This window comes from Halorientalis pallida (assembly GCF_004118325.1).
In the GTDB taxonomy this organism is placed as follows: Archaea; Halobacteriota; Halobacteria; order Halobacteriales; family Haloarculaceae; genus Halorientalis; species Halorientalis pallida.
The window spans coordinates 97,501-123,995 of sequence record NZ_RDFA01000005.1; the positions used below are offsets into that span (position 1 = coordinate 97,501).

A 26,495-nucleotide genomic window follows, 5' to 3' on the forward strand; every position below is an offset into this window, starting at 1 on the left:
ACCGTACACCAACCCCTCAAAATATCTGTATAGCGGAATGCAGTTCATCACCAGCAACCCATTTCTAGCTGTCACCGATCAAGGCTATTTGGAGACCCCTGAAGGACCTAGAACAAGCCCGATCAAATCAATCTCGTCTGTACTACGGTTCACCACAAACGCCAGAACCAGCAAATCGTTACAGACACCCATTACAGACAGACGTAGCAGGAGGGTGTGAGAGGAAACTGGTACAGATACTTCTCTTGGAACATGGGCTAGAATGTATTCGCTCTGCCGACAGCACTGATAATCACCAATTCGTGAGGAGGAGAGTTGTGCCCCCGGACACGGATATGATGCTGTCTGTAACAGCTATCTGTTACAACCATCTGTAACAAGCAACACTGAGAGGAAAACTAACTGCTCAGGAAGGCATCTGAGAACGCACTACGGCCCGCAGGTCCGCTAGTGATAGTGGCTCGATTGGCTCCCGGTTTCCATTACTAGTGTAAAAAATCGCGGCGTTCACTCGACAGCCGTCAAACCACTCGGAGAGGACATGATAGTAGACACTCAGCTGTTTCCGATACTCTGGCTGTGCGTGGCGGGTACGATCCGTCTTGTAGTCGATGATCTCTACGGTATCGGCCGTTACGTGGACGAGATCGGCGATCCCCGAGATCGTCACCCGCTCACCGTCGACGTCGAGGGGCAAGACGACTGGCTCCTCGACGTGGAGCTCGCCACTGAGGCCGTCGAGCAGGTCGACAATCCGTCGCTCGTGCTCGTTCGAGGGAGAGACATCCTCACCGAGAGCGTACGCCTCTGCAAAGTCATGCACACGTGAGCCAAAATCGATCCCACGGGCCTCCCCGTCGGGGTCCGCGCTCACTTCGCGTGACTCTCCAGCATCATCGAACACTGAATCGTCCATCAACGAGTGTGGCGTGTGGCCGATCGGGCCGTCAGGTGTCCGGACGGCAAACGGCAGTTCAGCTTGGGCCGTGGCTTCCCGATCGACGGCCTCGACTACGGGATCGATTTGGTCGAGCGCAACCGGGAGTTCCTCAAGGAAGGTGTTAGGGTCATCGCCACCGACAAAGAACGCGTGGTTCTCAGCGCGTGTGATCGCCACGTAGAGGAGGCGCCGCTCTTCGTCGTACTCCCGTGGCAGACACTTCCGAAGCACGTCGTAGCGCCAGTTGTGATAGACGTGTGGATGGGCGTGGTCGTCGATCTCGGCGTAGAGTTTCCGCTGGCGAAGGCCGACGGGATCCTGATAGCTGATGGTGGGACTGTTTCCGGATGACGGTGGGAACCGGCCGTCATTCATGTTCGCTAGGATCACGATGGGGTACTCCAGGCCCTTCGCAGCGTGGATGGTCTGCACAGTGACGGAATCCTCGCCAGCGCTGGTATGGATCTCGTGGGTGGCACCCGCCTCGATTCCACGCTCGATGAACTGGATGAGCTCGCCGCGTGTGAGTGTTGTCGAATCGTGAATCGCCTGGATTGTATGGAGAATCACGTCAGCGTAGTCCCCATCGCAACCATAGCGGTCGAAGACACGACGGGCAATGGCACCGACGGCTGCCATCGAATCGAGGCCGTCCCGGAACGTTCGCATAGTCTCTGGATAGTCGCCCGTCTCGAGGATGTGGTCGACTTCGTCCAGCGTATAGCCTGCCTGTTCGAGGACGACCGCCCAGCCACGGTCAGCGTCCGAATCGAGAATCCGAAGCCAGGCCAGCAGGAGTTTCGCCGGGTCCGTTCGGAATAGTTCCACCCCGCCATCGTAGGCGATCGGGAAGTCATACACCGCAGCGATGTCCATGAGTTCCCGGCCGAAATCCCGCGTCCGTGTGAACACGGCGATATCCTCGTACCGTGGCGGACGTCGGCTCCCGTCGTCGCCGCGGACGGCGTAGTCATCGTTGCCGACGATGTCCTGGACGAGCGAAAGGACTGCCTCGTGGTCGTCCTCGTGCTGGTAGCCGGCCAGTGTCGTGTTATCGAACGGTGCGTTCGAATTCAGGTTGACAACATCGTCGAGGATGCTTGTATCAACCTCCTCCGAACTCGTCGCCGGCGTCACGAGCGCCTCCTCTGAAATGTCGATCAGTGTCTGAGTCGACCGGTAGTTCTCCTCCAGGGGAATCCGCTCGATCGCATCCATATCGAAGTCGACGCGGTCGGCGTCACTGTTGAGGTCAGCCGCGAAGCTAGCCAGTCGATCTCGGAACTCGATGATGTTGTCCACATCGGCGTACTGGAACGAGTAGATGCTCTGCTTCCAGTCACCGACCACACAGAGATTGTCGGTGCCCGCGAGCAAGAGCGCGAGTTTGAACTGGATCTCGCTGGTGTCCTGGAACTCATCGACCATCACATACTCGAAGCGGGCCTTTTCACGTAGCTGGGGATTCTCACAGAGACAGACGAAGGCAAACAACTGGAGGAACCCGAAGTTGAGGTAGTTTCGCTGGAGGGCGAACGCCAGATACTCGAAGTAAAGGTCGTGGACGAATGCCTTGAGATCGGTTCGGTCTTCCTCGAACACGTCACGGGCGACCGCATCGTCGAGTTGTTTCGTCCCGCGACTCCCCCGGAGGTCAGACTTCGAGGGAGCATCCGGCAGGTAGGTCTTGTTTCGGCCAAAGCGACTGAGGCCGTCACGGAGCTGCGATTGCTTACTGCCGCCGTTCCGGGGCTGGTTCACCGCGTCGAACCGCTCCTTGAACGCGGCGAAGTCCCCGTCGAGGATGGCCTCACCATCGCGATACCAGCCCTCAGCTGTGGGAAAGACACCTTTCGCGGCGAGTTCGCCGACTAGTTCCAACAGTTCTGTAGGTGTCGAGAGCGCCCGATAGAAGTCGGCATATTCGGGATGGTCGTCACGGAACTGATCGAAGAACTCTCTGAAGAGTTTGGTCTCGACCAGTTCGTCCTCGATGACCTGCGTCGAGCCAGTGATCCGCCCATCGAGGCCGAGATGGGACGGGGCGGCGTGGCCGTGTTCACGCAGGATATCGTGACAATGGGAATGGAAGGTCTGGATCGGCGCATCGGCCAACTGGCGCATACTGTAGTCGGCATGGTCGACAATGCGCTCTTTCATCTCGGTGGCCGCGCTTCGCGTGAACGTGACCAGAAGGACATCTTCGGGGTCGACAGCCGGTTGGTCGATGATGTTCGCATAGCGACGCGTGACGGCGAAGGTCTTCCCAGTCCCGGGGCCGGCATCGACGAGATAGATGCCCTCCGTGCTGTCGATGAGCTGGCGCTGGCGGTCATTCGGCGTCAGCTCTTCGGCTTCCTCACTGGGCTGCTGACTCATCGGTCCCCCTCCAGCAGCAGATCCCGATTATCGACGCGTCGGTAGTTTGGCTCGCCACCTGGACCATCGATTGGGAACCGTTCGTCGCCAGCGCATCGCTGGTTCAATTCTGTCAGGCGGTCCTCGACGAAGGCCTCGAAGGCATCCAGATCCTCGCGGAAGAAGGTTCGCTGGCGGATGCCGTTGAGCTTCCGGATCGCCTGATCACAGCCTTTCTCGTGGTCGATCCCTTCGGCAACGATAGCGCCGACGGCAGTCGAAAACTCCGTGGCAAAGGTCGAGGCCCGGAGCTCGTCTTTCTCTGTTGTCTCCGGGAAGGAGAGCTGGGCCATGATATCGCTGTAGGCTGAATAGTCCACATCCTCGAACGTGGCCGTACAATCGTTGTAGTGATCGACGAGTTCGTCGTAGGCCGCTCGCGAGCCGACGTATTCGTCGAAGGTGAACGGATAATACGAGAGGGTCGTCAGCGTGTCGTCGATCTCGGCGTCGCCGGTGATGATGTCGTCGAGCGTCTCCAGGAAATGGAAGAAAGTGAACTCAAGGGGCTCGTCGGGCTGGCGCGTCCGGTAGTGGCTCAGGTAGAGCGCTGCCTGGAAGTTCGGTGTGTCTCCCGGCGGGTCGATGGCGGCATTCTTGACGACCGAGTAGGCGGACTTTTGTCGGCCGCTCTTGTAATCGAGCAGTTGGTCGGGAGCCTGCACGAGGTCGATCTTGCCCTTGATGCCCAGCGCACTATTCTCGAACCAGCGTTCGGTGAGCGGTGAATCGACTGGCTCGTCGAAATACTCGGCGAAGAAATTCGTCCCCCACCCAGAGGCTGGCGTGAGAAAGTCATCGCTTGTCGGGCTGTGCTCGTCGAGATACTCGATGATCGTCTCGAGGCCGATGCGGTATTTACGGCGGGTGAGGGGTTCGTCGGTGCCAGCCATGAAAGGCTCCGCTTCGTCGAGCATCGCATCGACGAGGGTGGAGAGGTCTGTGTCTTCGATGATCGCTGGGTGGGTGACGTAGAACTCGGCAAAGTCGTGGAACAGGTTGCCCTCAACGAATCGTTCCTGGTCGGGCATATCGAGCAGGCGGCTGAAGAAGTAATCCCGTGGGCTATTGACGTAGGTGTTGAGACTCGACTGGCTGATCGTCTCAACGGATTCGGTCTCGACATCGTAGTCGGTTTTCTCGAAGCCGGGGCTCGTGGTGGTAGTTGGGCGTGTATGTGTGACTGCATCGAGATCGCTGAACCGGTCGAAGTCCTCGTCTAGGAGGTCCCCGAAGTACAGACAGGGCGTGACAGGCTGGCCACCGCTGATATCCTGGACAAGATAGTACTGCTCAGCGCCGCTCTGCAGGAGGAGCTGGAACTGGCGGAGGTAGCGGTCGAACTGGGCATCGGTGTCGACCCATGGGCGCTGTGGGGCCGAATGCGTCCAGTCCTGATCGAGGCCGAGATAGAACACGACCGGCCGGTCGACATAGCCCGAGGACTTGGCGTCGGCTAGTAGTACTCCCTCGTTCTCCCGGTCGACCGGGACCTCGTAGGTCTGCAGGTAGTAGGCCAGATCGTCGACGGCATCGCTCGTGACCGGGTGATCCGCGAGGCCGATGGCCTGTAACTCGTCGTCGAAGCGGGTGAGTTCGATCCCGGTCTGGTGTTCGTAGTCCGTGAGTGCCTCGGCGAACGTCTGGGTGTGGACACTGGCGGTGAATGACTTCATCCACGCGACGGTTGGGTGGTCGACTGCGGCGAGTCGTTTTTGCGTGTGGTCGATGGGGATGTCTTGGCCCATCTGGCTGAGGACAGGGCGAACGTCACCGACAGTCGTTGCCGAGCCACGGAACGCCGTCCGGAGCAACTGGACGAACGCACGGTGATGGGGATCGTCGATGAAGCCCTGGCCACCATAGAAGGGGATGTCAGCCGCCTCGAAGGCAGATTCGACAAGGGAAGAGTAGTGGCTCCCGCCATCGAGGACGACAGCGACATTATCAGCGTTCTCGGCGGTGATGGTATCCAGCAGCGCGTCGACGATCTCGGTCGGAGAGTCGAAGATGTGGAACTCCGGCGGGTCGAAGGCTTCGTCGGTGAAGAGGTCGATCCGGTCGTACTCGGCGGGGAGGATGCTTCGTTCGAGCGTGGTCAGTTGATCGTACCCGACGACGGCGACCTCATCGGCTTGGATCGTGTACTCGGTGAGTTGTTGGGAGGTCGTCTGGAGGGTCGACATGATCTCGACCACTTCCTGGGTAGCCTCGTCGACGTAGGCCTCGTAGTCGAGCAGGGCATCGATGGTGCCCTGATGCTCCCAGCACTGGAGGACGTTCCCGATGGCGTAGGCAATGGCCTGCCAGTTGTACTGGGTCTGGTCGACGACTTCGAGGAAGGCCAGGCGGTCTTCGGCCTGTTCTCGGCGGCCGGCAGCGAGACGGCGTGGGGGGATGGCGAAGGTGCCGAAGTGGGGGTGGTCGATGCGGCGGTTGATCGCACTCGCAAGCGGGGCGTCCGGGACGATGACGCGGTCGTAGGCTGCGACGTCAGCATAGAGTTGCTCGGGCGGCTTCGCACGCTGAATAGGCACGCTCTGATGCCCTGCTGGCACTCTGATAAAGATTGGTATCAAAACTACAAATGAGCGTTTCTATTCAGGCCACGGGGAGAATCAGCCGATCTCGATGTCCTCGTCTCCTCAATGTGCTATGCAAGACAGTTTCTTGCGGAGCAGTTTCTGAATAGAGGACACCCCCTTTCTGCGCTCCCGCAGAAAGCAATACCCTTTCGCTCTTATTTCGAGAAGCATTCTACTGGAGAGTGACACAAATTGAGCTACACTCTGATGTCTACTGATACAACTGCGTAGTATTATTGACATATCCTTAACCGGTAGAAAACTGAGGGCACGTTTTTGTTCTCGGAGTTTGAAAAGTCATTCAATAAATGAGCGCTTCATCCGACGATAGCTATTCACTTGAGAAAGCAAAGGATAATCTGGACGTTCTTCGGGCTGTAGAGGGCAAAGTTGTTGAAGCAATCGAGCAGGCAGCAAGCACAGACGTTTTGGAATATCTCATCCGCGAGCAGCAGCTCGACATTCATCATGAGGGTGATCAGGGTGTCGGTCAAATTCGCCGAGCGGTTCTCGAATCCTCGAAGGCCTCACAGAATCTGAAACGCGCCGTCATCACCCGTGGTGATGATACACCAGCGAGTATTCTGGTCCCGAACGCGGTAGAACGGAACGCCAAAACCGCGCTAAAAACCGGGAAGCCGGTTGTTCTCTATGGACCGACTGGTACAGGGAAGACTACGTTCGCTAAACAACTCGCACTCAACCACTGCGTCGGCTACTCGCTTCACACTGCAACACCGTCATGGACAGCAAAGGACATCATCGGAGGCATCGGGCCAAATCTCACCGGCTCTTCGGGCTATCAGTCGCTAAACTACGAGACAGAGCTCGGGGCTGTATCAGAAGGGGTTAAGCGGGCTCGCGATTTCGACATCCCCTACGCAGTCATCCTTGACGAAATCACCCGGGCAGATATCTCCCAGATCTTCGGGCCGCTGTACACAGCCATCGAAAATCGCAACCAGACTCTAATCGAGACTGACAACGGCGAGACCATCGAGCTGGATGAGGATGTGAGCATCATTTGCACGATGAACATGTCCGACCGGACGGTCAACGAGCTGGACAACGCCATCACCCGGCGGTTCGCGATGGTCGAACTCGACGAATACGAGGACGACGACCGACGGGCACTATTCGAGGGCTGGCTTGAGGACAACCTCGGAGACATCCCTCTTCTCGGTAACGACGATCTACTCGACCTTTTCGAGGCCGACTACGACGGTATCAACAACGGCTCCGAACAGGCTTCGCGTGGCCCGATTATGCGGTTCGGGCCGATGCATTACCGCGACGTGACGATCTTCCTGCGTGAGGCACTCCAAGACGAGGCCCTGTATATGGATGCGCCGGAGCAGGCGGTCGGGCAGGCGTTCCGCACCTTCATCGTACCGCGCCTGCTGAACTCGGCGGCCTTCCCGCAGATCGAGCAGATCGAGGAGCACTATCGGGCACTCGACAACGACTTCGAGATGTTCGACCTCGCGCCGGCAGCCGACCTCGCCAGCCGAGAACTTGAGGCCGAGCGTCGCCGGATGGGTTCCTACGAGCAATGAGCGTCTCCGATCCGGACGCATCGTACACCTACCAACCCGGGACGTTCAGCGTGCCCGAGCGCGGTGAAATCCGCATCGAGGGGTGTCCACCCTCGATCGACGACCAACTCCGTCGCGCCTCTTTCGAGCAGGAGAGCGACAACGTCTTTGTGAAGACCCAGGAGTCGCTCGACGACCGCGACAAGGAGTACCGGGTCGTCAAAGTCCGAGTCGATGGCCCGGTACTGCACGTGACGGCGCGGGACAACGTGGGCATCATCAGCCTCACGCCCCGGTCGAAGCTCCGCATCGAGCCGAAGATCGACTGGGATTACATCTTCGATATGCTGCTGGCGGTACACGGTCGCAAGCGGTCGGTCGAGTACCACGGCATCCCACTTGACGAGTTCCGCACCGAGGATGTCGATCTGGAGGACGTGTTCCTGATTCTGGCGATCAACTACCTCAACGGGTTGGAGACCATCCATCGCAACGGGTTCGTACGGCGACTGGAGACGCGACGTGCTGACCTCGAACAACCTCGGGGTGTCATCGATATAGAGCAGTCGCTGGTCAATCAGGCCGAGGGTCGCGCCCAGCAGCACTGTCTGCTAAAAGAGGTCAACTACGATAACGCGGCCAACTCGCTTCTCCACTACGCAGGCACGCACCTTCTTCGGCTCTTCCGACAGTACGAGGACGAGTACGACCATCAGGCGTACTATCACATCTTCTCGCAGGTGCATCAGGAGGTGCGTCACTTGGAGGAGCTGGACGTGACGAGCGGGCGTCGACGCATTCCCGAGTACCGACGCTTCTCCCTACACGACCTCCCCAAGCAGCGCCACTACTATCGGCAGGCCATCGAGGTTGCGAAGGCGGTAGTGGCTTCCTCGCTTGGAACGCCGGCGATGGAGGGCGACCGAGAGTTGGTCGTGGATTACGTGTTGAATATGGAGTCGCTGTTCGAGCAGTACTCGCAGGCCGCCATCGAGGATGAATTGGATGCCATCAAGACCTATGACCGGCTCGACCAAACCGCGAACGTCTCGGCCGTCCGGTCGCCGACGCTCCAGCCCTTCGAGAAGGAGGGGCAAGTGTTCCACCAGCCGGATCACGCCGTCGAGGAGGGTGACGAGACGCTGGCCGTCCTCGACTCGAAGTACTACGCCGAAGGTAAGGATCCGGTGAAGAGTGGCGGCTCGCGGTCGCGGCTGTTCAGTTACGCGTACCTGCTGAATACACCGCGGATGGGCTTTCTGACACCGCTCGGTGAGCCGCGGACGCGGACGGTCGCCCAGACCGGGGCGGAACTACAGGTGATCTCGCCCGACAGCGACCACTTCTCGCTCGATGGGTACCACGCCTGCGTCCGTGACTACCTGCACGAGGCGCTCGCTGACGTGTATCCCGCCCTCGACGTCTACCGTGCCGTTGAGGAGCACGCTCTCTGTCTCGATCAGCACGACGCGTCCGCACTGGATCGCCTGACCGACCCGGATGGGCCGTTCGACTTCAGCAACGTCCACGAGTTCTCGCTTCGTGTGGTCAACGCGGCCGCAGATACGCTATCGACGCAGTACCGTTCTCGCTCCGACCTCGAACAGGAGGGGAAGTGGACGAGACAGCAGATAGAGACATATTGTCAGCAACAGCCGACTGACATTACAACGTGTGTGCCAGTGTTTCGGCATCGTAATGGAACGGAAAGAATCGACCTCTACTTTATCACAAGAGATGATGGGAACAATCCTATCAAAGTCACATCTGAAATGGGTTTTCGACTTCTTTAAACAATAATGCCAACGATATTTAGAGAATTAGAGAGAATGCCAAAGTGTAGGGTCAGTGTGTTACTGAGTTCACCATTATAAGATTGACTACCCCCAGTCACAGAGTGGTTACGAGTGAGTTTATTTGTCTTCCCCATAACCTACAGAATGTCCAGACATGGCACAGGAACCACCCCGTCTCTCTGATGAAGAAAAAGAACTCCCTATAGAGAAGTCCTTTCCCTTAGAAGAGGTAAACGAGATTGCTGAAAAGGAAACAACTGGAGGTGCTCTCGAATACTACCGACCGGTCTATGCAATGCACAAGTGGTGGGCGCGGCGACCGGGTTCAGTATTTCGTTCCATTTGCCTTTACTCCCTTCTTGATGATCCTGATAAGGTAGAAGTACACGAACCGGGCGACGATCAGACTCTCGACTCTTTCACGTCCAACAACGGCGAGTTAGAACGGATGTTGAATAGTGTCGATTTGGATGATCCGGGAACACTCTGGCCGCTCTATAAGAAGGATGTCCGGGTTTCAGATAAGAAAGTTCTTGATCCCTTCGCTGGTGGGGGGACATCGCTTGGCGAAGCGTCACGCTTCGGAGCCGACGTAGACGGATATGACCTGAATCCGGTGGCTTGGTTCATCTCGAAGAAGGAGATGGAAGCCCACCAAACTGATCCGGCTGATCTTGAGGAAGCCTATCAGACTATCAAAGAGAATGTCGCTTCTGAAATACAGCAATATTACAAAACGACCTGTCCGAACGACAGTTCCCACAAAGCAGAGGTGATGTACTACCTTTGGGTGAAAGAGATAGACTGCGTCTCTTGTGGTGAAACGACCTCGCTATTCAAGGACTACAGGGTCGGGAAAGGACGATACGATAACAAGGGCGGATATAACGTCTACTGCCCGGAGTGCGATTCAATAACCTTCTCCGAAGATTGGCGGAGTGAAACGGAGTGTGGACATTGTGGGCATGAATATGTTCCACAACAGGGGAACGTCACCCGTGGCGGGAACTACACTTGTACGGAGTGTGGGCAGAAGTACGGGATAACTGACGCTATACAGGAACAAGATGGGTTCGACCTGCGAATGTACGCACTCGAATACTACTGCCCCACTTGTGACGAGAACGGCCTCGGAAAGAACGCGATCAAGGATTATAAGACCACATCTGAAGAAGATATTGAGCGGTTCCGTAAGGCCAAAGAAAGATTTGAAGAGTCGGATACACTACAACAATATATTCCTCATGAAGAGATACCTCATGGCCATATGACGGCGGTTAGGAACCCTATCTTCGATCACGGATATAAGGATTGGAAGGATATGTTTAATCCTCGTCAATTGTTCTGTATGGCTCGTCTTCTTCAGGAAATTGATAATATTGACGATCAAAATGTCAAAGAATATATTCTACTTGCATTCTCTCAATCGCTCAATTATAACAGCATGATGGGTGGCTATCATCATGGCCACAATAGTATCACGAATATCTTCAAGTCAAACTCGTTCGACCCCCCGCAAGAACCAGCAGAAAACAACCTATGGGGATTGAAACATGGGACTGGTTCCTTCACCCGTTCGTTTGAGAAAATGAAGCGTGGTGTAGAATACGCCCACGCACCAACCGACAGGTACATTGAAGATGGTGAGACGAAAGAAACAGCAGAGTTTGGCTACCCACTTGGGGCCAATGCTGACGTAAAATGCGGTGACGCAAGAGAGATTGACGCCAAGGATGAATACGATCTGGTTTTGACCGACCCGCCATACTACGATAATATAATATATTCCGAACTCTCGGACTACTTTTACGTCTGGCAGAAGCGGCTATTAGAAGACGAGTACGAAGCGTTCAAACCCGACCACACACCCCGAACAGAAATCGTCGCCAATCCCGAACAAGACAAAGGTGCTGAAGAGTTCGAGGAAGAACTGCGTGATGCGTTCACCGTCGCTAATGAAGCCCTCAAAAACGACGGTCGGTTGGTATTCACATACCACCACAGCGATTCCGAATCATGGGGTGAACTATTGGAAGCAGTTTGTGACGCCGGGTTCGTAGTGACTGCTACGTATCCTGTCACCGCTGACGTGGACAAGTTGACCAAGGGAGAGTCTGTTTCGTTTGACATAATCGTCGTTGCCAAACCTGCTGAAAGTCGCCAACCAGTCAGTTGGAACTCTCTGCGACGGAATATTGTTCGCACTGCCAAGCAGACCCATAATCGTCTCACAGAAAATAGAGAACTCTCTGAAGGTGACATAGGCGTGATTGAGATGGGGCAAGCATTCTATGAATACTCGAAACACCACGGCGAAGTGCAACGTAGTGGCGAGGTTATGTCCGCAAAAGAGGTTGTGGACGAAATTTACGGCATAATCCAACAGGGAAGTAGTATCGGGTCAGTGGATGTCTTCCTCGACCTGCTTGAGATGGATGATCCCACCTACAACGACCTCAATATGCTCACCCGAGGAACGAACGCAAGCTCGGATGAAATGAAGGATTCGCGCTTGTACCGACAAGAAGAGGGAGATTTCGTCCTTGGAACGTGGGAAGACGAGAAACGCCTCGCCTATGTCCAAGAGCGCGTCAACGGCGACAACGAGCTGACCCCGCTTGATAAGGCTCAATTCCTACGTCACCGCTACGAACATGGCAAATCCATTCAGAACTACCTCGAAAAGTGGACTGTCTCGGACGACCTACGCGAACTCTGCCAAGAGTTAGCCGACGCCAGCGGTGACGATGTTTATCGGCGCATTCTCGGCGGCGACCGTGCCATAGGAGACTACTGAGTCCACCGTATCAGTAGTTTCCCTGTAATACTGCGACAGACACTCATTCCGGCCACCCCTCCAAATGTTTAGAAGCTAAAATGGTGCCGTGAGCCAGCCACTACTCCGACGCTCGATCTGCGGCCCAAACACGCGGCTGAGCCGGTAGAGATCTCCGCCAGTCTGCAATTCATAGTCACGCTGGCGGCGCTGAAACGACCCCTCGACGGCGAACTGGATGGTCGGCAGTGGACTGCGATTTTCAAGGGTGTTTGCGCTGCGATCCATCAGCGTCGACAGCTCGCTCGCCGCATCGTCGTCGCCAAACAGGTCGTCGAGGCCGACGACGCACACCTCGTCGGGCACATCGTTCTCGCGGAGCATCTCCTCGAACTCCTCGACCGGCACTCGGTGATCGAAGAGATCGTACTCGTCCTCGACGACGACATTATACTCGCCGGGAAGTTTGCCGTGCTCGACCATCGTTACTCGAAGTTTATCTCGACAGAGATGTTTGATGCTTCATCGGGCATACGCTCGAAGAGGTCGCGCACCTTCGTGAAGTCCTCGCCGGACTCAAGGGTGAGCTTTGTCATCGTCTCCTCCACTCTTGCAGTCCCTTGAAGCGGCCCGGGAATCCCCATTCGATTGGTCAGCTGGAACCTGACCTCGCCGTAGGTGACTTCTCCGGAATCTTCCTCCTCTCGCCATTTCCGACGTAGCGCGGCTGCGTCGTCGCCGTTGAACACGAACCGCCAGCCACCGCTCGGTATGCGGAACTGGTAGCCCGGCGACCACCGTGTCGGATCGCCAGAGCCGTCAGATGCCATGACGTACTCGGGCTCCGCCTCACGTCCGAGGTTTCGAAGCAGGAACGTCTGGACAGCGTCTTCCGAGACCGACGCGTCGAACCGGTCAGCCACACTCCCAACCGTGAACTCGTCGCCTCCATCGAGTCCCTCGATGTAGTCGAGGATCTGCTCGGCGATGTCGTCCGAAACGACGGGGACAAGCGTAACGTCGGTCGGGTCGCGGTCGCCCAATCCGTCAGCGTACTCGCGGTTAATGTCGACAAGATAGTCATCGACGAGGAAGTCCGTCACAGCCTCGCGGAACGCCCGCTCGGTCTCGCCATCAGGGAGATAGACGGTTTCGTCGCGGCGAATGTCTTCGAGGATACGGTGGGTGTTCGCTCGACCGCTGTCCTCTAAGGCTTCGTCGATGCGCTCGCGAACTTCGGACGCACCGATACGTTCAGCCTCAGAGATATCGCGGATCGTCGCGTCTGACTGGGCCTTCGTGACGATCTCGGTGCCGCTGTAGATGACGTATTGGCCGTCCTGTGCGAGTCGGCCAGCAGCGGTCATCACGGTGTCGTGGCCGTCACCTTCCAGCCATATCTCGGTGTCTTCGAGAAGTTCAAGCTCGAAATTCCCGATGTCGACTGACTTGGTACCGCTCCCGAATCGCTGGCGGAGTTCCTGCTCGACATCATCGGCCATCCACCGCTGGACGTCGCGTTCGTGGAGGAGCGTCGTGTCGAGAGAACTCCCCTCAAGCGACTCCGAGAAGCCGTTCGAACCGTGGGTGATCACTGGCCTGTCTTCGAGGGCATCGACGACCGCGTCAACTACGTCGCCCGGACTACCCGGGATTGGGTAGGTGGGCTGTCGGAGGAACTGCTCGTGGACATCTTCGATGCTGGCCTCGCCTCGCCGGTCGAGGAGGTCATCAACGATCCCCCAGATGTGCTGTTGGAGGTCAATCCCCTCAGCGGCAACGCTGTCGGCGATGTCGCCAGCGTTGAGCGGCTCACCATCGGAGACGAACACGTCGAGATCCATCTCGGCGGCCAGATCGAACTCGTTCAGGAGGTCGTCGCCGTCGAGAATCTCGCCGTAGGCGAGTTCGACGCGATCGCGGAGTTCGCGCTGCTCGTCCTCACGCTGGCGCCTGACAGACGAGCGAATCTCGTCGTCGAGTGAATTGTCTTCGAGGACGCGCTCGGCACCCTCGATGTAGCGAGCCTTCTCGATGAAGCCCGTACCCGACTCGATCGCCTTGTCGCCGGCCGGCTGGACGAACACAAGCGTGTTGCGCCACTCGCGCCCGGGACTGTCGTCCGCGTTCTTGATGACGGTCTCGACCTCCTCTTGCGTCCAGTCGTCGACCTTGACGACGACCTTGACCTCCCGGTTGTCAGGCACCTGTTTGAGATCGCCGTCAGTGAACCCAACGGGGTACGCGTCGGAGCCAAAGACCTGTTCGACTGTGTCTGCGATCTGGCCAAGAGCGACCTTCTCGTCGACGTCCTCGGCCTTGTTCTGGATGAGCGCATTGGGGTTCTGCCGGTCGCGGATAGCGTACTTGCCGTTGAGCTTGTGGAGGTACCACGCAACGCCGTAGAGCTGTTCTAGGTTGAGGACAATATCCGAGACGAGATCGCCTGTCTGGTAGGTGCCCATCACGATTTCGGCCTTGCCAGCACCCTCGCCCTCGTCTGGCTTGAGACTGTAGAGGAGGATCGTGTTCAGGATGCGCCGGCCGTAGGGGATCGAATCGGGATCGACACGGTTGCGGATGTCGTCGATGCAGACGCCGGGACGATCGATATTGATCCGGGTCAGTTCGTCGTCGAACAGAACGGCGTCGATGTCGTCATGCGTGACGAGGTCGGTCTCCTCGATGAGTCGGGAGGCGTCCTCATCGTCTGGATCGGCCTCGGGATCCGCGGCAGTGGTGAGAACTTTCGAGAAGAGATAGATCATCCCCCGTGTGTTCTGGTTGCCCTCGTCGGCGTAGTAGCGGGTCTCGAGGGCGTTGAGGAGAACGGGGTGGAACGGGTACGTATCCCGCATCTTCTGTGCGAGGTCGCTCGGGATGTCGGAATCCGGGACGTGGTCGTTGTCGGCGTACGCGTCCACGTAGCCCGAGACAATCTCACCGACCGCACCCTCGTCGATGTCGTCGATGAGCCGGTGGCGGATGACCTCCTGCTTGCTCACCTTGCTACTCATATTGACCTCGGAGGCGTTTTCGCGGTCGAGGATGTTGTGAACCTCCGAGCCCTTGCGGAGGACGGACACGATGGCGAAGATGTCGCTATCGTCGAGGTCGGCGGTTTCGAGGAGAGCCTGCAGGAAGCCACGATTCCGCTTCTTTCGGTCGCCGCTGAGCGGCTCGAACCAGTCCTCGAGTTCGTCCATCAGGTAGGCGACCGTTCGCCCGTCGACCGCCTCCTGAATCGTCTCCATGTCGGGGTAGGGATCGAGGTCGCTGTCGGAAGGCTCGTAGTCGAGGATGTCGAAGAAGGGCTCCCAGAGGTAGTCCGGTTGGCGCTTCTGGAGAGAGACAGTGACAGCTTCCGACTTCTCGGCCTCGGGCAACGCATCGCTGAAACCGTCGACGTGGCGGTCGCCGAATCTGCCAGCGGCCTCGGGGTCGGCGAAGCAGTGGTACATCGCCACCATCTGGTGGGACTTCCCACTCCCGTACGGCCCGTAGAGGATGTGCGTGCCGTAGTTCGCATCACCACGGAGCGTGTCTCGGAGGTCGACGAGTCCTTCTCGTAGCCCCTGCGTCATCAGCGTCCGGTCGAAGAACGTGGACGCGTCGGCCTCGAATTCGTCGTCCTCGTCTACGTTGTAGAGCTTGACTTGGCCGTCGATTTCGCCCTCTTCTCGGAGTTCTTGGCTTATTGTGACCGTGTCCGCAATTGATTGTGAGAGAGATTCCGTACTGGCCATTTGATGTCATAGACACCGTATGTTATTCGCTTAAGTACTGTGGTCAGTAATCGTCGAATATTCAGTTGTTTCGCGAGACGGCGCCAGGAATCTTACCGAAGTTGGTCTCGCTGCTCGGACAAGAACAAGACAAGGTCGTCGACCGCATCCACTGGCAGCTCTTCCTGGCGGAAGACTCCCTTGAACGAGTCTTCGAAGCCGTCCTGCTGGAGTCGATCCAGCACCATCTCGATCTGACCATCGAGCTTCTTCGGGTCACCCCGATGGACGTGCCGTTCGATACGATCGAACTTCGCACGCGTGCTGATGACGACGAGGTCGCGGGTGTCGGCTTTCCGGCCGCTGTGGAGTTTCATCGCGAAGAGGAGGGCTGGCTCCGGGATTCGACCATCGAGGTCTTCGGCGACGTCAAGCGATTCGACGGTGCTGTGTTCGTGGAGATAGCGATACGACCACTCGGCGTCCGTCTGTCGGCAACCCATCGCGTCGACGAGTGCCTCGAACTTGACTTCGTTATCCCCGACCTGCTTCGTGTACTGGATCATCCGGCCTTCGTACTCGTTCGAGACGTCCTTCTCGAACTGCTTCTCGTACCCGAGGTCGCGAAGGAGCGAGTCGTACTCATCAAGTGCCGTGTCCGGAATCACGGTGTCGATGTCCGTCGTGAACCGCGTCTGGAACGCCGAAACTGCCCACCCACCGACGAGAACGTACGGCAGTTCGGCCTCCTGTACTGCGCGATGCGTGTCGACGAGTTCGGATTGACGCTCGGGGAGACTCATTCCATCGCCCCGTTAGTCCGCGCTCATCGCACTGTGGTGCGACGCGTCGATGTCTCTGTCGTACTCGTCGGCGATGATTTCCAAGGCGGGCTCGTATGCCGGGCGGTTCTCCATCATCTGGTCGACGGCGTCGTCCAACGGAATCACGGGGTTGCCGTCGACCCACTCGGCGTCGATGCCGTCGGTCTTCGGAAACAACACGTAGTGGACGTTCCCGTCGACATCGCTGGCGTCCGGTCGCTCGTTGATCGTCGTGTCGACGCCGAACTGCTGGAAGAACGCAATCCAGCGTTCGACATCACGGTCGTGGACTTCGATGAACACCGGGTAGTCGTCGTGACCCCGTGCGATCTGGTAGCCGCCGTGCGTCCAGACGTACGCAGCGTCGATTTCCGTGTACGCGAACTCCATTCCGGCGAAGTGCGGGATGACGTACGCGTCCTCCTGAGAGATGGTGTCGCGGCTGTACAACGCAGCTATCATTTCGGCGTACTGCTGGCGCATCTCGTGGTCGACGATCTGGATTCCACTATCGGTAGCGGCGATAATTTTGGTGTCTTCTAACCGCTCTATCCAGTCGTACACCCACGAGTACGAGACACCAATTTTGCTCGCAACGCGATTGATAGAATCGCCACGTTGAATTGCCAAGACGATCTTTGCAGCCGTGGCGTCCATTAATTCGGTCATTGTTGAAATTTCCTCCTAGTCTGCGCCGGCGGTTTAGCTTCTAGTTATCGCTAGAGAGATAGCGCTACATAGAACTTCCGCCTAGATCGGCTAGATATGGGAGATGCATAGAATCTCAGAAAAGTGGCACCCAGCGGACGCGGTAAGAGGGAAAAGTTAACAACGTATCAGTCGGACATTCAGAGAAGCAATGCCCCAAGAGGACTCGGAATTCGGCGAGCCAGAGTTCTTGGGGTGGCTCCTGCTGAAGCGATTGAAGGAGCAGAGCGACAACCAGATCTCCCGGTCGAAGTTCCTGAAGCTCTGTTGTATCACAGACCGGCATCTCGCCGAATCTCATGAGTACGAGGTCGGGCTCCCCCGGTACTGGTATATGTACGGGGAATTGGCGAACGAACACGAGTTCTCGGGACGGTTCTACAACGCGCCGCTGGCAATCGGCTGGGACGGGCAGCAGTACATTCCCAAAGAATTGCCAGTCGAAGCGTTCGAGGTTTCCGAAGCCGGTCTCGAAGTGATTCCCGATGCAGTCGACTGGACGGTACGCGAGTTCGGTCGAAAGAACGTCGAGGAGATCAAACAGCATCAGTACGAGGAGTACGCCGAGAACGAGTTCATCCGCCAGTACAGCGAACTCCGGTGGCTCCTGAGTACGATCGATCTGGGCAAGCAGGAGCGACTGCAGAACTACGGAAGCGGTGGGGAGTCGAACGAAGAGTACCTCAAACGGCAGCTCGACGAGATGATGGCGGCATATCCGGGAAACGAGGAGCGGTACGACGAGATGAAATCGCTCTACTTCCGGTGGGACGACACCGTCCGGCTCATGGTCGACCAGTCAACAGAGTACAGCCGTATCGCCGAGTTCCTCGACGACTTCATCCTGGTACTCAGCAAGGAAGTGCTTCGGTTCGTCTACAACCAGAACATCTCAGAGGAGCGGTTGCTGGACTGGGAAGAAGACGCCGCCGAAGAGCGGGAAGAGTTCACGGCGACCCTCAGAGACGTACGCTCCGAACTCCTCCAGGAGCGCTCCCGAAGCACGGAACTAGACCGCGTCTCCGATGCGTACTCCCAGACCATCGACGAGCAAATCGATCAGCTCCTCGGCCAGGAATAGATGTCGGACGCGTCGTTCCTCGACACGGGCGTCGTACTCGGGTTCTGTTTTCGTGACGACTCCCACCACCACCGTTGTCGACAGTACCTCGACGGACACGACTTCGAGCTGTTCGTCTCCGAGACCGTGGTCTCGGAGTGCCTGAATCGAGAACCGAGTCTCGCGGAGGAAATCGCAGACGGAATCTTCGACCACATCGGCCGGCTTCAAGATTCGAAGTTCGAGGGACAACTGGACCCGATGGACACGTCTCGAATCCGCCAAGACTTGATTTCGGGTCACAACGAAGCCGGGACGACGCTGCACGCGTTCTACAGTGACGAGGTGCCGAACTTCATCCAGTTCGACGAGTTGACAGAACGGCTCCGTGATCTTGCGCGGGACATCGAACAGATGGCGATCGAGAATCGCCAATCGTTCATGGAACGGGTAGAGGTCTGGGAGCGAGAGAACGAGTATGCCGACATCGACGACGGGCTTTCGGACATCCCGTGGGACGACCGCCGCATCTGTCTCGACGCACACGATGTCGCCGAGTCAACTGCGTACGTGACCGAGCTAGCGACAACAAACCCGACCGACCTGGTTGACAATGGGTATTGGACGCTGATTCTGGAACAAACATCGCTCGAAAATGTGGTGTCGCTCGCGAATCGGTCGTAAGTCTGGCTGGTTCGTTTGGTATTCCATTTGGAGAACATGTCCACCGTTCGGAAGTACGTAGATACTACTAATCCTCTTTAGCCATGTCCTCAAACCAGTCAATTAGTCGCAACTCACGGGTTCGGTCTTTGCGTAGGTTCTCAATCTGGTCCTCATCCACTTCGAACTGTTCTAGCGCGAATTTCATCTCCTCGTAACCCCAATCCCCTCGTTTATCCACATAGAGGCAAATGAGAGATTCGTGGAGACTCTTGACAAGATTCCGATCAGCGACGGTCAACCGCAAGCCTGCGCCTTCATGGACGTACGAATTCCGCTTGTTCTGTGCCCGGTTTCGTCTAATCCGGCCAAGTTCCGAGTCTTCCCATCCTAACATAGCCGCCGCCCTGTCAACTACCTCGGACATCTTTTCGCCTTCTTCAACGAGTGTGAGGATCTCGATTCCTCTCCAGAACTCGAAGAAAGACTCACGTTCCGAGGGTTCTGTCATTGCTGCTTGAAATGCTCGTAGGGAATTCAATAGTCCGCCATCCAGTGATTGTTCCTCTTCGAAGGTAGGCATCCCCTCGAATAGTGATTCAAACATATCTTCGTGCATACTAAATGGACTATCTGCCTCCCGCAGAGTGGCGTCTTCACTCCAATAATGCCTCACGAACTCGTCCTCTTTATGCAACACATAAATGAATGGTTCTCGCAGTTCGCCCCATCGGTCAGGCCACGGCCCCGGATCCTGCGAGAACCTCTGTATTCGATTGAACGTTGCAGAGTAGTTCATCATCCCCAAAAGAATCTCTAACTGCTCAACCACATGATCAACTGCGTACTTCTCACCTCTTGCCCTGTATGACGTAAACCAGTAGGTGAACCACGGATGATCCAGCTTGTTCGGACTCCTATCCACGAAGTTCATCAGCTTTCTCTGCCGATGGTAGTTGTCATGGTTTTCATCGTAGTCGGGAACAAACCGTTCTTCCCAGTCGCTACGCGGGAGGCGTTCGAAAACGACATCACCGACCTGTGGCGACTCCGGTAACAATTCAGACGAGCGACGGTCGAAATTGAGCGGGAATGCCACCACGTATTCGCTCAAATCCCAGCCATACAGTCGCTCCTTGAACTCTGGTAGCTTCTCTTCTACCTGATGGGCAGGGTTATCCGACCCCTTGACTTCCAACAAGAGGTTATTCAGCTCACTTTCCAGCACTTCATACGAAATCCGTAGCGAGTCGGGGTCAAGACTTAGGTTCTCAACGACAATCGGGGAGAGACGGTCGTGCTTTCTCGTCGCCTCTGATCCAGAGTATCTCCAGCCACCGTCGTCGTTCTGCTCTACTGCGTCTACGAGTACCTCGATACAGTATGCAATATCGTCATCCATAGTGGCTTCTTGTAACCGAGATAAATAGACCTCATCCGAGCGGAAAGCTATACAACCCTGCCGAGTACAGGATAGGTTATCCATATGTCTCAGGAGCTCGGTGATTCTACGGAAGACGAACGCACGACGCTACCTATCGAGAAGGGATTCCCAATAGAGAGAGTCACGGAACTTTCCGAGAAAGAAGCGCGTGCCCGCCGCCATTACCGGCCGATCTATACGATGCATAAATGGTGGGCCCGACGACTCGGATGCGTCTTTCGAACGATCTGTCTGTACGCACTTCTTGACGACCCGTCAAAAATATCGGTAAAAGAACAAGGTGGAAATGAGACTCTCTCAAATTATACTGATAGCCCGAGCGACGTTGACCGACTGTTGTCGTCTGTAGATATGGATGATCCAATGAGTCTCTGGGAACTCTATCCCAAGGATGTCACTGTCGAGGACAAGCGTATTCTCGATCCATTTATGGGAGGGGGAACATCTCTGGTTGAGGCATCTCGCTTCGGAGCTGAGGTCGTCGGGAACGACTTGAACCCCGTTGCATGGTTCGTTACGAAGAAGGAACTCGATGCGGGGGCGACTGATATTGAAGCTCTGGAATCTGCATTCGAGGAAGTTCGAGAAAAAGTCGCAGACGATATTCAAGACTACTACAAAACTCCCTGCCCCAACGTCGATGGTAACCACGATGCGGACGTGATGTACAATTTTTGGGTCAAAAAAGTTGACTGCACTTCGTGTTGTGATGAAGTACATCTCTTCAAAGATTACCGGGTGGGGAAAGGGAGATACGATGACGAAGGATACAACGTGGTCTGTCCAGATTGTGGGGATATTGTTCTTGTAGAGGACTGGAAGAGCGAGTCAGCCTGCGATGGATGTGGCCACGAGTTCATCCCGCAGGAGGGTACCGTAAGCGGATCCAGCTATGTTTGTCGCTCGTGTGGGCAAAAATACGGAATTACCGATGCGATACAAGAACAAGATGGGTTCCAGACGGAACTATTCGCAGTAGAGTATTATTGTTCCCACTGTGACGAAGCGGGGGGCGGAAGAAGTGAAACGAAGGGGTACAAGAAGCCAGATACTGAGGACTTCGAACTCGCAGAGAACGCTGAAAAGGCATGGAATGAACGCGGAGATGAGTACGTTCCGAACCACGAAATTCGCGAAGGACATATGACCTCAACGCGGAATCCTGTATTCGATCACGGATACCAGTACTGGGAAGATTTCTTCACCTCGCGGCAGTTGCTAAGTCACTCAAAATTGTTGGAAGCAATCGACAGTGTAGAGAACGACAACGCCAGAGAGTATCTATTAACCACCTTTACAAACGCCCTGAGTACGAATTCTGCAATAGTTCCATATCAGGCAGTTGCAAACAAGATTGATCATCTGTTCCGAAGTAATTCGTTTGATCCGCCTATGACCTTCGCAGAGAGCAATCTGTGGGGGACAAAATACGGCCGGGGAACTTTCACCTCACTTTGGGATATGCTTCTTGATGGCGTGGAGTACGCAAAAGCGCCCACAGAAAGATATGTCGAAGAGGGGGATACAAAAGAAACAACACCATTTGAAACCCCCATAGGTGAGAACTCAACTATTCATTGCGGAGACATTCGCGACCTCAAAACCGATGAGAAATTTGACGCTATCATCACTGACCCACCCTATTACGATAACATAATATATTCTGAAATATCCGACTACTATTACGTCTGGCAACGGCTCTTGCTCAAGGATGAGTACGAACAGTTTCGGCCAGATCACACTCCTCGGGCAGAAAGCATCGTTGCTAATCCTGCCGAAGACAAGGATGTAGATGATTTCGAAGAAGAACTCCGTGCTGCATTCGACATAATTCGAGATTCGCTCAAGGATGACGGTGTTCTGGCATTCACTTATCACCACAGTGACTCTGAATCGTGGGGTGAGTTACTCACAGCTCTTTGTGATGTCGGATTCGAGATTACAGCTACCTATCCAATTACAGCTGACGTGATTAGCCTTAGTGATGGTGAAAATGTAGAGTTTGACATTATTATCGTCGCCCGCCCCGCCCAAGATAGGCAGCCCATCTCGTGGAACAGCCTCCGCCGCAACATCTACAGAACTGCCCAGAAGACCCGCCAACGACTTGAAGAGAACCGTGATCTCTCCCGCGGCGATATTGGCGTCGTCGAAATGGGACGCTGTTTCCACGAATACTCGAAACATCACGGGAAGGTCGAACGCGCTGGCGAAACGATGACCGCCAAAGAGGTAGTCGACGAGATCTATGGCGTCATCCAGCACGGTAGTGACATCGGAGAAATCGATGTCTTCCTTGACCTGCTAGAGACACCAAACGCGTCTTACGACGACCTCAACAAACTTTCCAGAGGGACAGACGCTACGCCCGAACGCATGGAGGATATGCGCCTCTACCGGATGGACGACGGCTTCACACTCGGTACGTGGGACGATGAGAAACGCATCGCCTACATCCAGTCACGCGTCGACAGCGACGAGGAACTCACTGACCTTGACAAAGCACAGTTCCTCCGCTATCGGTGGGAACACGGCAAGTCCGTCTCCGAGTACCTCGGCAAGTGGGAGATCACCGACGACCTCCGCGAACTGTGCGAAGGGCTGGCCGACGCAACCGGCGACGACACCTACCGGAACATTCTGGAATCCCGTCTGAGTGACTACTGACTCCACTACTCTCTCCAATGCAGTTAACAGAATTTCACGCCGAGGCGTTCAAGCCGATAGAAGAGGATGGCTTCGAATCGATCGAAGAACTCTCAGTACTGATTGGAAAGAACGACGCAGGTAAGTCGTCGTTTCTGGAAGCGATTAGAATCTTCCTCGAGGAGAAGGGGAAGCCCGAACCTAGCCACTTCCACATGCGAGAAGCGGAAGAGATCGTCTTCTCTGGCCGTTTCGACGGAGTGCCAGATGAACTCTCAGAGCAGCTCACGGACTCCGTCGACACGTCGGACGGGACTCTGAAGATCGTCCGAAAGTACAGCGAGAACGGGGAGCGGGCACCATCCCGAACGACACTATTGGGAGAAGACGAGCAGGAAACGCTAGGTTCCGGGACAATCGTAGACGATGGCGAAGAACTCAACAAGGTACCTTCACGCGAGCGAATCTGGTCGTACCTCCCCGAACCCATCTACATCCCCGCGGAACGGAATATCTCCGAACAGACGAAGTTCAAGTCTGACACCTGGATCGACCGTCTGCTAAGTCCGCTCCTCAACGATAGCGAGTCGCTCAGCGCAAAGCGCGAATCACTCGAGGAGGAGCTTCAAGACGAGATGGGGGATCTCTCAGACCTCATTGAAGGCCGGCTGGTGAGCCGCATGGACTCGATTAGTGAAGTGGATGTCGACCCCGGAGCAATCGACTTAGGGAAGGCGTTCACCCCCTCGATTACTGTCAAAGATAATTCCACGGAAACGTCAGTTCCGGTCGGGGAACGGGGCTCAGGAGTGGGGAGCATGTTCGTCCTTTCACTTGTCGAGGCCTATCGAGAACGGCACGTCGACGAGGGATACTTGCTCCTCTTCGAAGAGCCCGGCGTTTGGCTCCATCCCGAAGCGAAACGAGAGATGCTGGGTTCGCTCAAACAGATTGCCCGGTCTGGGGGACAAATAATGCTCTCCACACACTCGCCCATCTTCATCGATCGTCGGGGTCGTGGCGACGTCCATCTCGTGCAACGAGAAGACGGGAGAACGTCGGTTCGGATGATCGACGAAGACTATCTCTCCGCAGTAGAAGAACTTGGGGCTCGAAACAGCGACATCCTCCAAAGCGACTTCGTCATCTACACTGAAGGCCCTAGTGACGCAAGCATTCTCAGAACCGTCGCACGGGAGTACGTAGAAGACTGGGAGCGCAAGAACATCACAATTCAGCACCTCGGCGGAACAGGCAACATCCGGAGCTGCAACCCAGAGGACTTGGAGGAAATCAACCACAACTTCTGCTTCTTGCTGGACAGCGACCGCCGGCACGAGGATGATTCGCCTTCAGATGCCGTACAACAGATTCGAGACGACTGTAGAGGACTTCGAGCGTTCGTACATATTCTGGAAAAGCGGGAGATAGAGAACTACTTTTCCTCGGCTGGAATCAACCAAACGCTCGGTCTCGAAGTGGGGCCAGACTTTATCGGAGGGTACGACGACATCCCCGAGAAGCTCCATTCAGAGATTGCAGAGACACATATTGGGGAGGAGGGGGCATCCGTAGAGGAACGACAGTGTGACGCGTGCGGTAGTATTGCTGCTCCTGACGCTGGCAGGCAATACGATAAGAAACGGGGCGCAGAAATCGTCGAAGCGATGTACGAAGAAGGCGAAGAAATCACAGAACTTCACGGATTCTTGGATCGCGTTACTGATCGATTGTAACAGTCACTCTCCGACTGCTTCTGTTAACGCTTTAGCGGCCTTTCCCTCGACTGATTCTCGTTTGAGTAACTCAACCATCTCCATCTCTTGTCGCGTACGGTGACTCGGGTATGACTCCCGTTCTTCGTGTCGGCTGGGGAGTTTCCGAACGACGTCGTGGAAGTTCACGTCCACGACTTCCAGGAGTTCAGAAGACTTCTCGGGTCTTGCTTCGATATTCCATCGCACTCCATCCGTAGTAATCCCGACCGTGGCTTCCCCCAAGTCGCTCTTCAGGTAGTCCTCCATCTGCTCTTTGCCGTATTCGAATTTGTTCGGAGTCTTCACCTCGCCGATGACGGCACAGTCCAGGCCACAGTCGAAGTTCTTGATCGCGAAGTCCGGACGCGTCTTGTCCCACTTCGGGTAGCCATACGGCTGTGCCCAGAATTCGTAGTCGAGGAGTTCCAGCGTCGGCCAGATGAGATACTGCTCGACGAACCGCTCTGGATGCTGTCCGAGCTTCTTTCCCTTCAGGTATTTCCCTTCTCTAGCGACGTTAGAGAGATGAACCGGGACGTCGCGGCGAGAGAACTCGTCGGCGAAGTTCTCGTAGACACGAAGGAGTTGCTCCGCAAGCCCGGAGTGATCGGTGATGCTGGTCGAGGTGGTCTTTTCAGAGGTCATCGGTTCAGAAGTCGTCCCTGTGCTTCTCGTGGAACTCTTCGATCGAACTGCAGTCGTGGTCGTCGCGACGCGTAATCCATCCGCCGAATCGGTATCGTCGCCAGCACTTCTCGCCATCGATGAAGACGGGATTATCGCCAACGTCGGGGTCGAGTCGTATCGCGTTCGTCTCGTCTTCTTTCTCGACGATGGAATCCCGGTCGAGATACTCGTTCCCATGCTTGGGCCGAGCAGCCTCCTCCGTCACCGCACGTTCGTCGCACGCGTCGCAGACGAGGTTCGCATAGTTCGATGCGAAGTCAGGGTCGTAGCCCTCGAACGGGTCGCCGCAGATGGCGCATACTTCCTGTGGTTCTCCCGGTGGATATTCGACCATACTCGAATCAGTAGATGCTGTAGCCGCAGTTCGGGCAGTCGTACCCCGTCGCTTGATCGTGCGTACTCATCTTCAGTTGCTTGCCGCACTCGGGACACCGAGTTTCGATGTTCTCGACCATGTAGCCTTGTAAGCACCTCAGAGGCCGAGCCGCTGTTTGACCCAGTTCTTCCACTCGAACTTGGTATCGTATATTTGGATCATCGTCAGCCGTTCCTCTTGTGGACTACCGTTCGGTGGATGATACTCCACGCGCGGCTTCCCTGCAGGATTGGAGTCGATCAGGTACTCCCCTCCTCGGCGTCCCTCGATCTCCAGAATCGGACGTCCACCACGACCGAACCCGATTGTCGTCACCTCGTAGGCAGCCTCGTAATCCATCGTCTCGCCAGCCCACTCGACCAGGTACCGTTCCGGTTCGCTCCGGTCGAGCTTCTCGATGGCATTTGAGACACCGTTGGACGTCGGCGCCGGCGACCCATACAACTCGAAGTCGTCCATCTCGACCGATCCATCGAGATCGTCCTCGTCAGCTCTGTCCTCAGGAGTGCTGTCCCCAGTCATGAAGTCAAACAACTGACCCACTGGTAATATAAT

Annotated in this window: 18 protein-coding genes; 7 read left to right on the forward strand and 11 right to left on the reverse strand. The window is 56.1% G+C overall.

Features of this window, described 5'->3' with window-relative positions; all coding sequences use genetic code 11:
• Nucleotides 1–406: 406 nt before the first annotated feature.
• Nucleotides 407–3,319 carry a UvrD-helicase domain-containing protein gene (locus tag EAF64_RS14070; RefSeq protein ID WP_129069628.1) on the reverse strand — a complete coding sequence of 971 codons (2,913 nt, stop codon included), beginning with the start codon at nucleotides 3,317–3,319 and terminating at the stop codon, nucleotides 407–409.
• On the reverse strand, nucleotides 3,316–5,895 hold the full coding sequence (locus EAF64_RS14075) for a PD-(D/E)XK nuclease family protein (protein WP_129069629.1): 2,580 nt from the start codon (nucleotides 5,893–5,895) through the stop codon (nucleotides 3,316–3,318). Before EAF64_RS14075 ends, EAF64_RS14070 begins: the two co-directional genes overlap by 4 nt.
• A 356-nt stretch (nucleotides 5,896–6,251) precedes the next feature.
• Here EAF64_RS14075 and EAF64_RS14080 point away from each other — a divergent pair, with 356 nt between their 5' ends.
• The 3 genes from EAF64_RS14080 (at nucleotide 6,252) to EAF64_RS14090 (ending at nucleotide 12,071) form a co-directional block, all read left to right on the forward strand.
• Complete coding sequence (locus tag EAF64_RS14080) at nucleotides 6,252–7,499, forward strand: AAA family ATPase (RefSeq protein WP_129069630.1); 1,248 nt, start codon at nucleotides 6,252–6,254, stop codon at nucleotides 7,497–7,499.
• Nucleotides 7,496–9,271 carry an McrC family protein gene (locus EAF64_RS14085; protein WP_129069631.1) on the forward strand — a complete coding sequence of 592 codons (1,776 nt, stop codon included), beginning with the start codon at nucleotides 7,496–7,498 and terminating at the stop codon, nucleotides 9,269–9,271. Before EAF64_RS14080 ends, EAF64_RS14085 begins: the two co-directional genes overlap by 4 nt.
• Before the next feature lie 157 nt (nucleotides 9,272–9,428).
• Nucleotides 9,429–12,071 (forward strand): DUF1156 domain-containing protein, encoded by a 2,643-nt coding sequence (locus tag EAF64_RS14090; RefSeq protein ID WP_129069632.1) that lies wholly within the window; start codon nucleotides 9,429–9,431, stop codon nucleotides 12,069–12,071.
• Nucleotides 12,072–12,146: 75 nt separating this feature from the next.
• On the opposite strand, the gene EAF64_RS14095 is transcribed toward EAF64_RS14090, so the two are convergent.
• The 4 genes from EAF64_RS14095 to EAF64_RS14110 all read right to left on the reverse strand — a co-directional run bounded on the left by EAF64_RS14095 (nucleotide 12,147) and on the right by EAF64_RS14110 (nucleotide 17,256).
• A complete protein-coding gene (locus tag EAF64_RS14095; protein WP_129069633.1) occupies nucleotides 12,147–12,533 on the reverse strand; it encodes a hypothetical protein in 387 nt (128 codons plus the stop codon).
• Nucleotides 12,534–12,535: 2 nt separating this feature from the next.
• On the reverse strand, nucleotides 12,536–15,796 hold the full coding sequence (locus EAF64_RS14100; protein WP_129069634.1) for a DUF499 domain-containing protein: 3,261 nt from the start codon (nucleotides 15,794–15,796) through the stop codon (nucleotides 12,536–12,538).
• 92 nt (nucleotides 15,797–15,888) lie between these two features.
• Nucleotides 15,889–16,578 carry a hypothetical protein gene (locus EAF64_RS14105; protein WP_129069635.1) on the reverse strand — a complete coding sequence of 230 codons (690 nt, stop codon included), beginning with the start codon at nucleotides 16,576–16,578 and terminating at the stop codon, nucleotides 15,889–15,891.
• Nucleotides 16,579–16,590: 12 nt separating this feature from the next.
• A complete protein-coding gene (locus tag EAF64_RS14110; RefSeq protein ID WP_129069908.1) occupies nucleotides 16,591–17,256 on the reverse strand; it encodes a helix-turn-helix domain-containing protein in 666 nt (221 codons plus the stop codon).
• 202 nt (nucleotides 17,257–17,458) lie between these two features.
• Between EAF64_RS14110 and EAF64_RS14115 the strand changes: the two genes are divergently transcribed.
• Together EAF64_RS14115 and EAF64_RS14120 are read left to right on the forward strand one after the other, a co-directional pair.
• Nucleotides 17,459–18,388 (forward strand): hypothetical protein, encoded by a 930-nt coding sequence (locus tag EAF64_RS14115; protein ID WP_129069636.1) that lies wholly within the window; start codon nucleotides 17,459–17,461, stop codon nucleotides 18,386–18,388.
• Nucleotides 18,389–19,051, forward strand: coding sequence for a hypothetical protein (locus tag EAF64_RS14120; RefSeq protein ID WP_129069637.1), 663 nt, complete (start codon nucleotides 18,389–18,391; stop codon nucleotides 19,049–19,051).
• A 67-nt stretch (nucleotides 19,052–19,118) separates the two neighbouring features.
• Here EAF64_RS14120 and EAF64_RS14125 read toward each other — a convergent pair whose 3' ends face one another.
• The gene (locus EAF64_RS14125) at nucleotides 19,119–20,432 is read right to left on the reverse strand and encodes a hypothetical protein (RefSeq protein WP_129069638.1); all 1,314 of its coding nucleotides are present in this window, start codon (nucleotides 20,430–20,432) and stop codon (nucleotides 19,119–19,121) included.
• Between the two features lie 84 nt (nucleotides 20,433–20,516).
• On the opposite strand from EAF64_RS14125, the gene EAF64_RS14130 reads away from it, so the two are divergent.
• Nucleotides 20,517–23,141 carry a DUF1156 domain-containing protein gene (locus tag EAF64_RS14130; RefSeq protein ID WP_129069639.1) on the forward strand — a complete coding sequence of 875 codons (2,625 nt, stop codon included), beginning with the start codon at nucleotides 20,517–20,519 and terminating at the stop codon, nucleotides 23,139–23,141.
• A 17-nt stretch (nucleotides 23,142–23,158) separates the two neighbouring features.
• Entirely contained in the window at nucleotides 23,159–24,856 is a 1,698-nt protein-coding gene (locus EAF64_RS14135) for an ATP-dependent nuclease (protein ID WP_129069640.1), read from the forward strand.
• A gap of 3 nt (nucleotides 24,857–24,859) precedes the next feature.
• On the opposite strand, the gene EAF64_RS14140 is transcribed toward EAF64_RS14135, so the two are convergent.
• The 4 genes from EAF64_RS14140 to EAF64_RS14150 are packed head-to-tail and all read right to left on the reverse strand — an operon-like array spanning nucleotide 24,860 to nucleotide 26,462.
• Nucleotides 24,860–25,522: a hypothetical protein gene (locus EAF64_RS14140; protein WP_129069641.1), complete on the reverse strand. Its 663-nt coding sequence runs from the start codon at nucleotides 25,520–25,522 to the stop codon at nucleotides 24,860–24,862.
• Between the two features lie 4 nt (nucleotides 25,523–25,526).
• Nucleotides 25,527–25,898 (reverse strand): hypothetical protein, encoded by a 372-nt coding sequence (locus EAF64_RS14145; RefSeq protein WP_129069642.1) that lies wholly within the window; start codon nucleotides 25,896–25,898, stop codon nucleotides 25,527–25,529.
• 7 nt (nucleotides 25,899–25,905) lie between these two features.
• Nucleotides 25,906–26,019 (reverse strand): zf-TFIIB domain-containing protein, encoded by a 114-nt coding sequence (locus tag EAF64_RS21435; protein ID WP_227738978.1) that lies wholly within the window; start codon nucleotides 26,017–26,019, stop codon nucleotides 25,906–25,908.
• Between the two features lie 17 nt (nucleotides 26,020–26,036).
• Nucleotides 26,037–26,462 (reverse strand): hypothetical protein, encoded by a 426-nt coding sequence (locus EAF64_RS14150; protein WP_129069643.1) that lies wholly within the window; start codon nucleotides 26,460–26,462, stop codon nucleotides 26,037–26,039.
• Nucleotides 26,463–26,495: the final 33 nt, after the last annotated feature.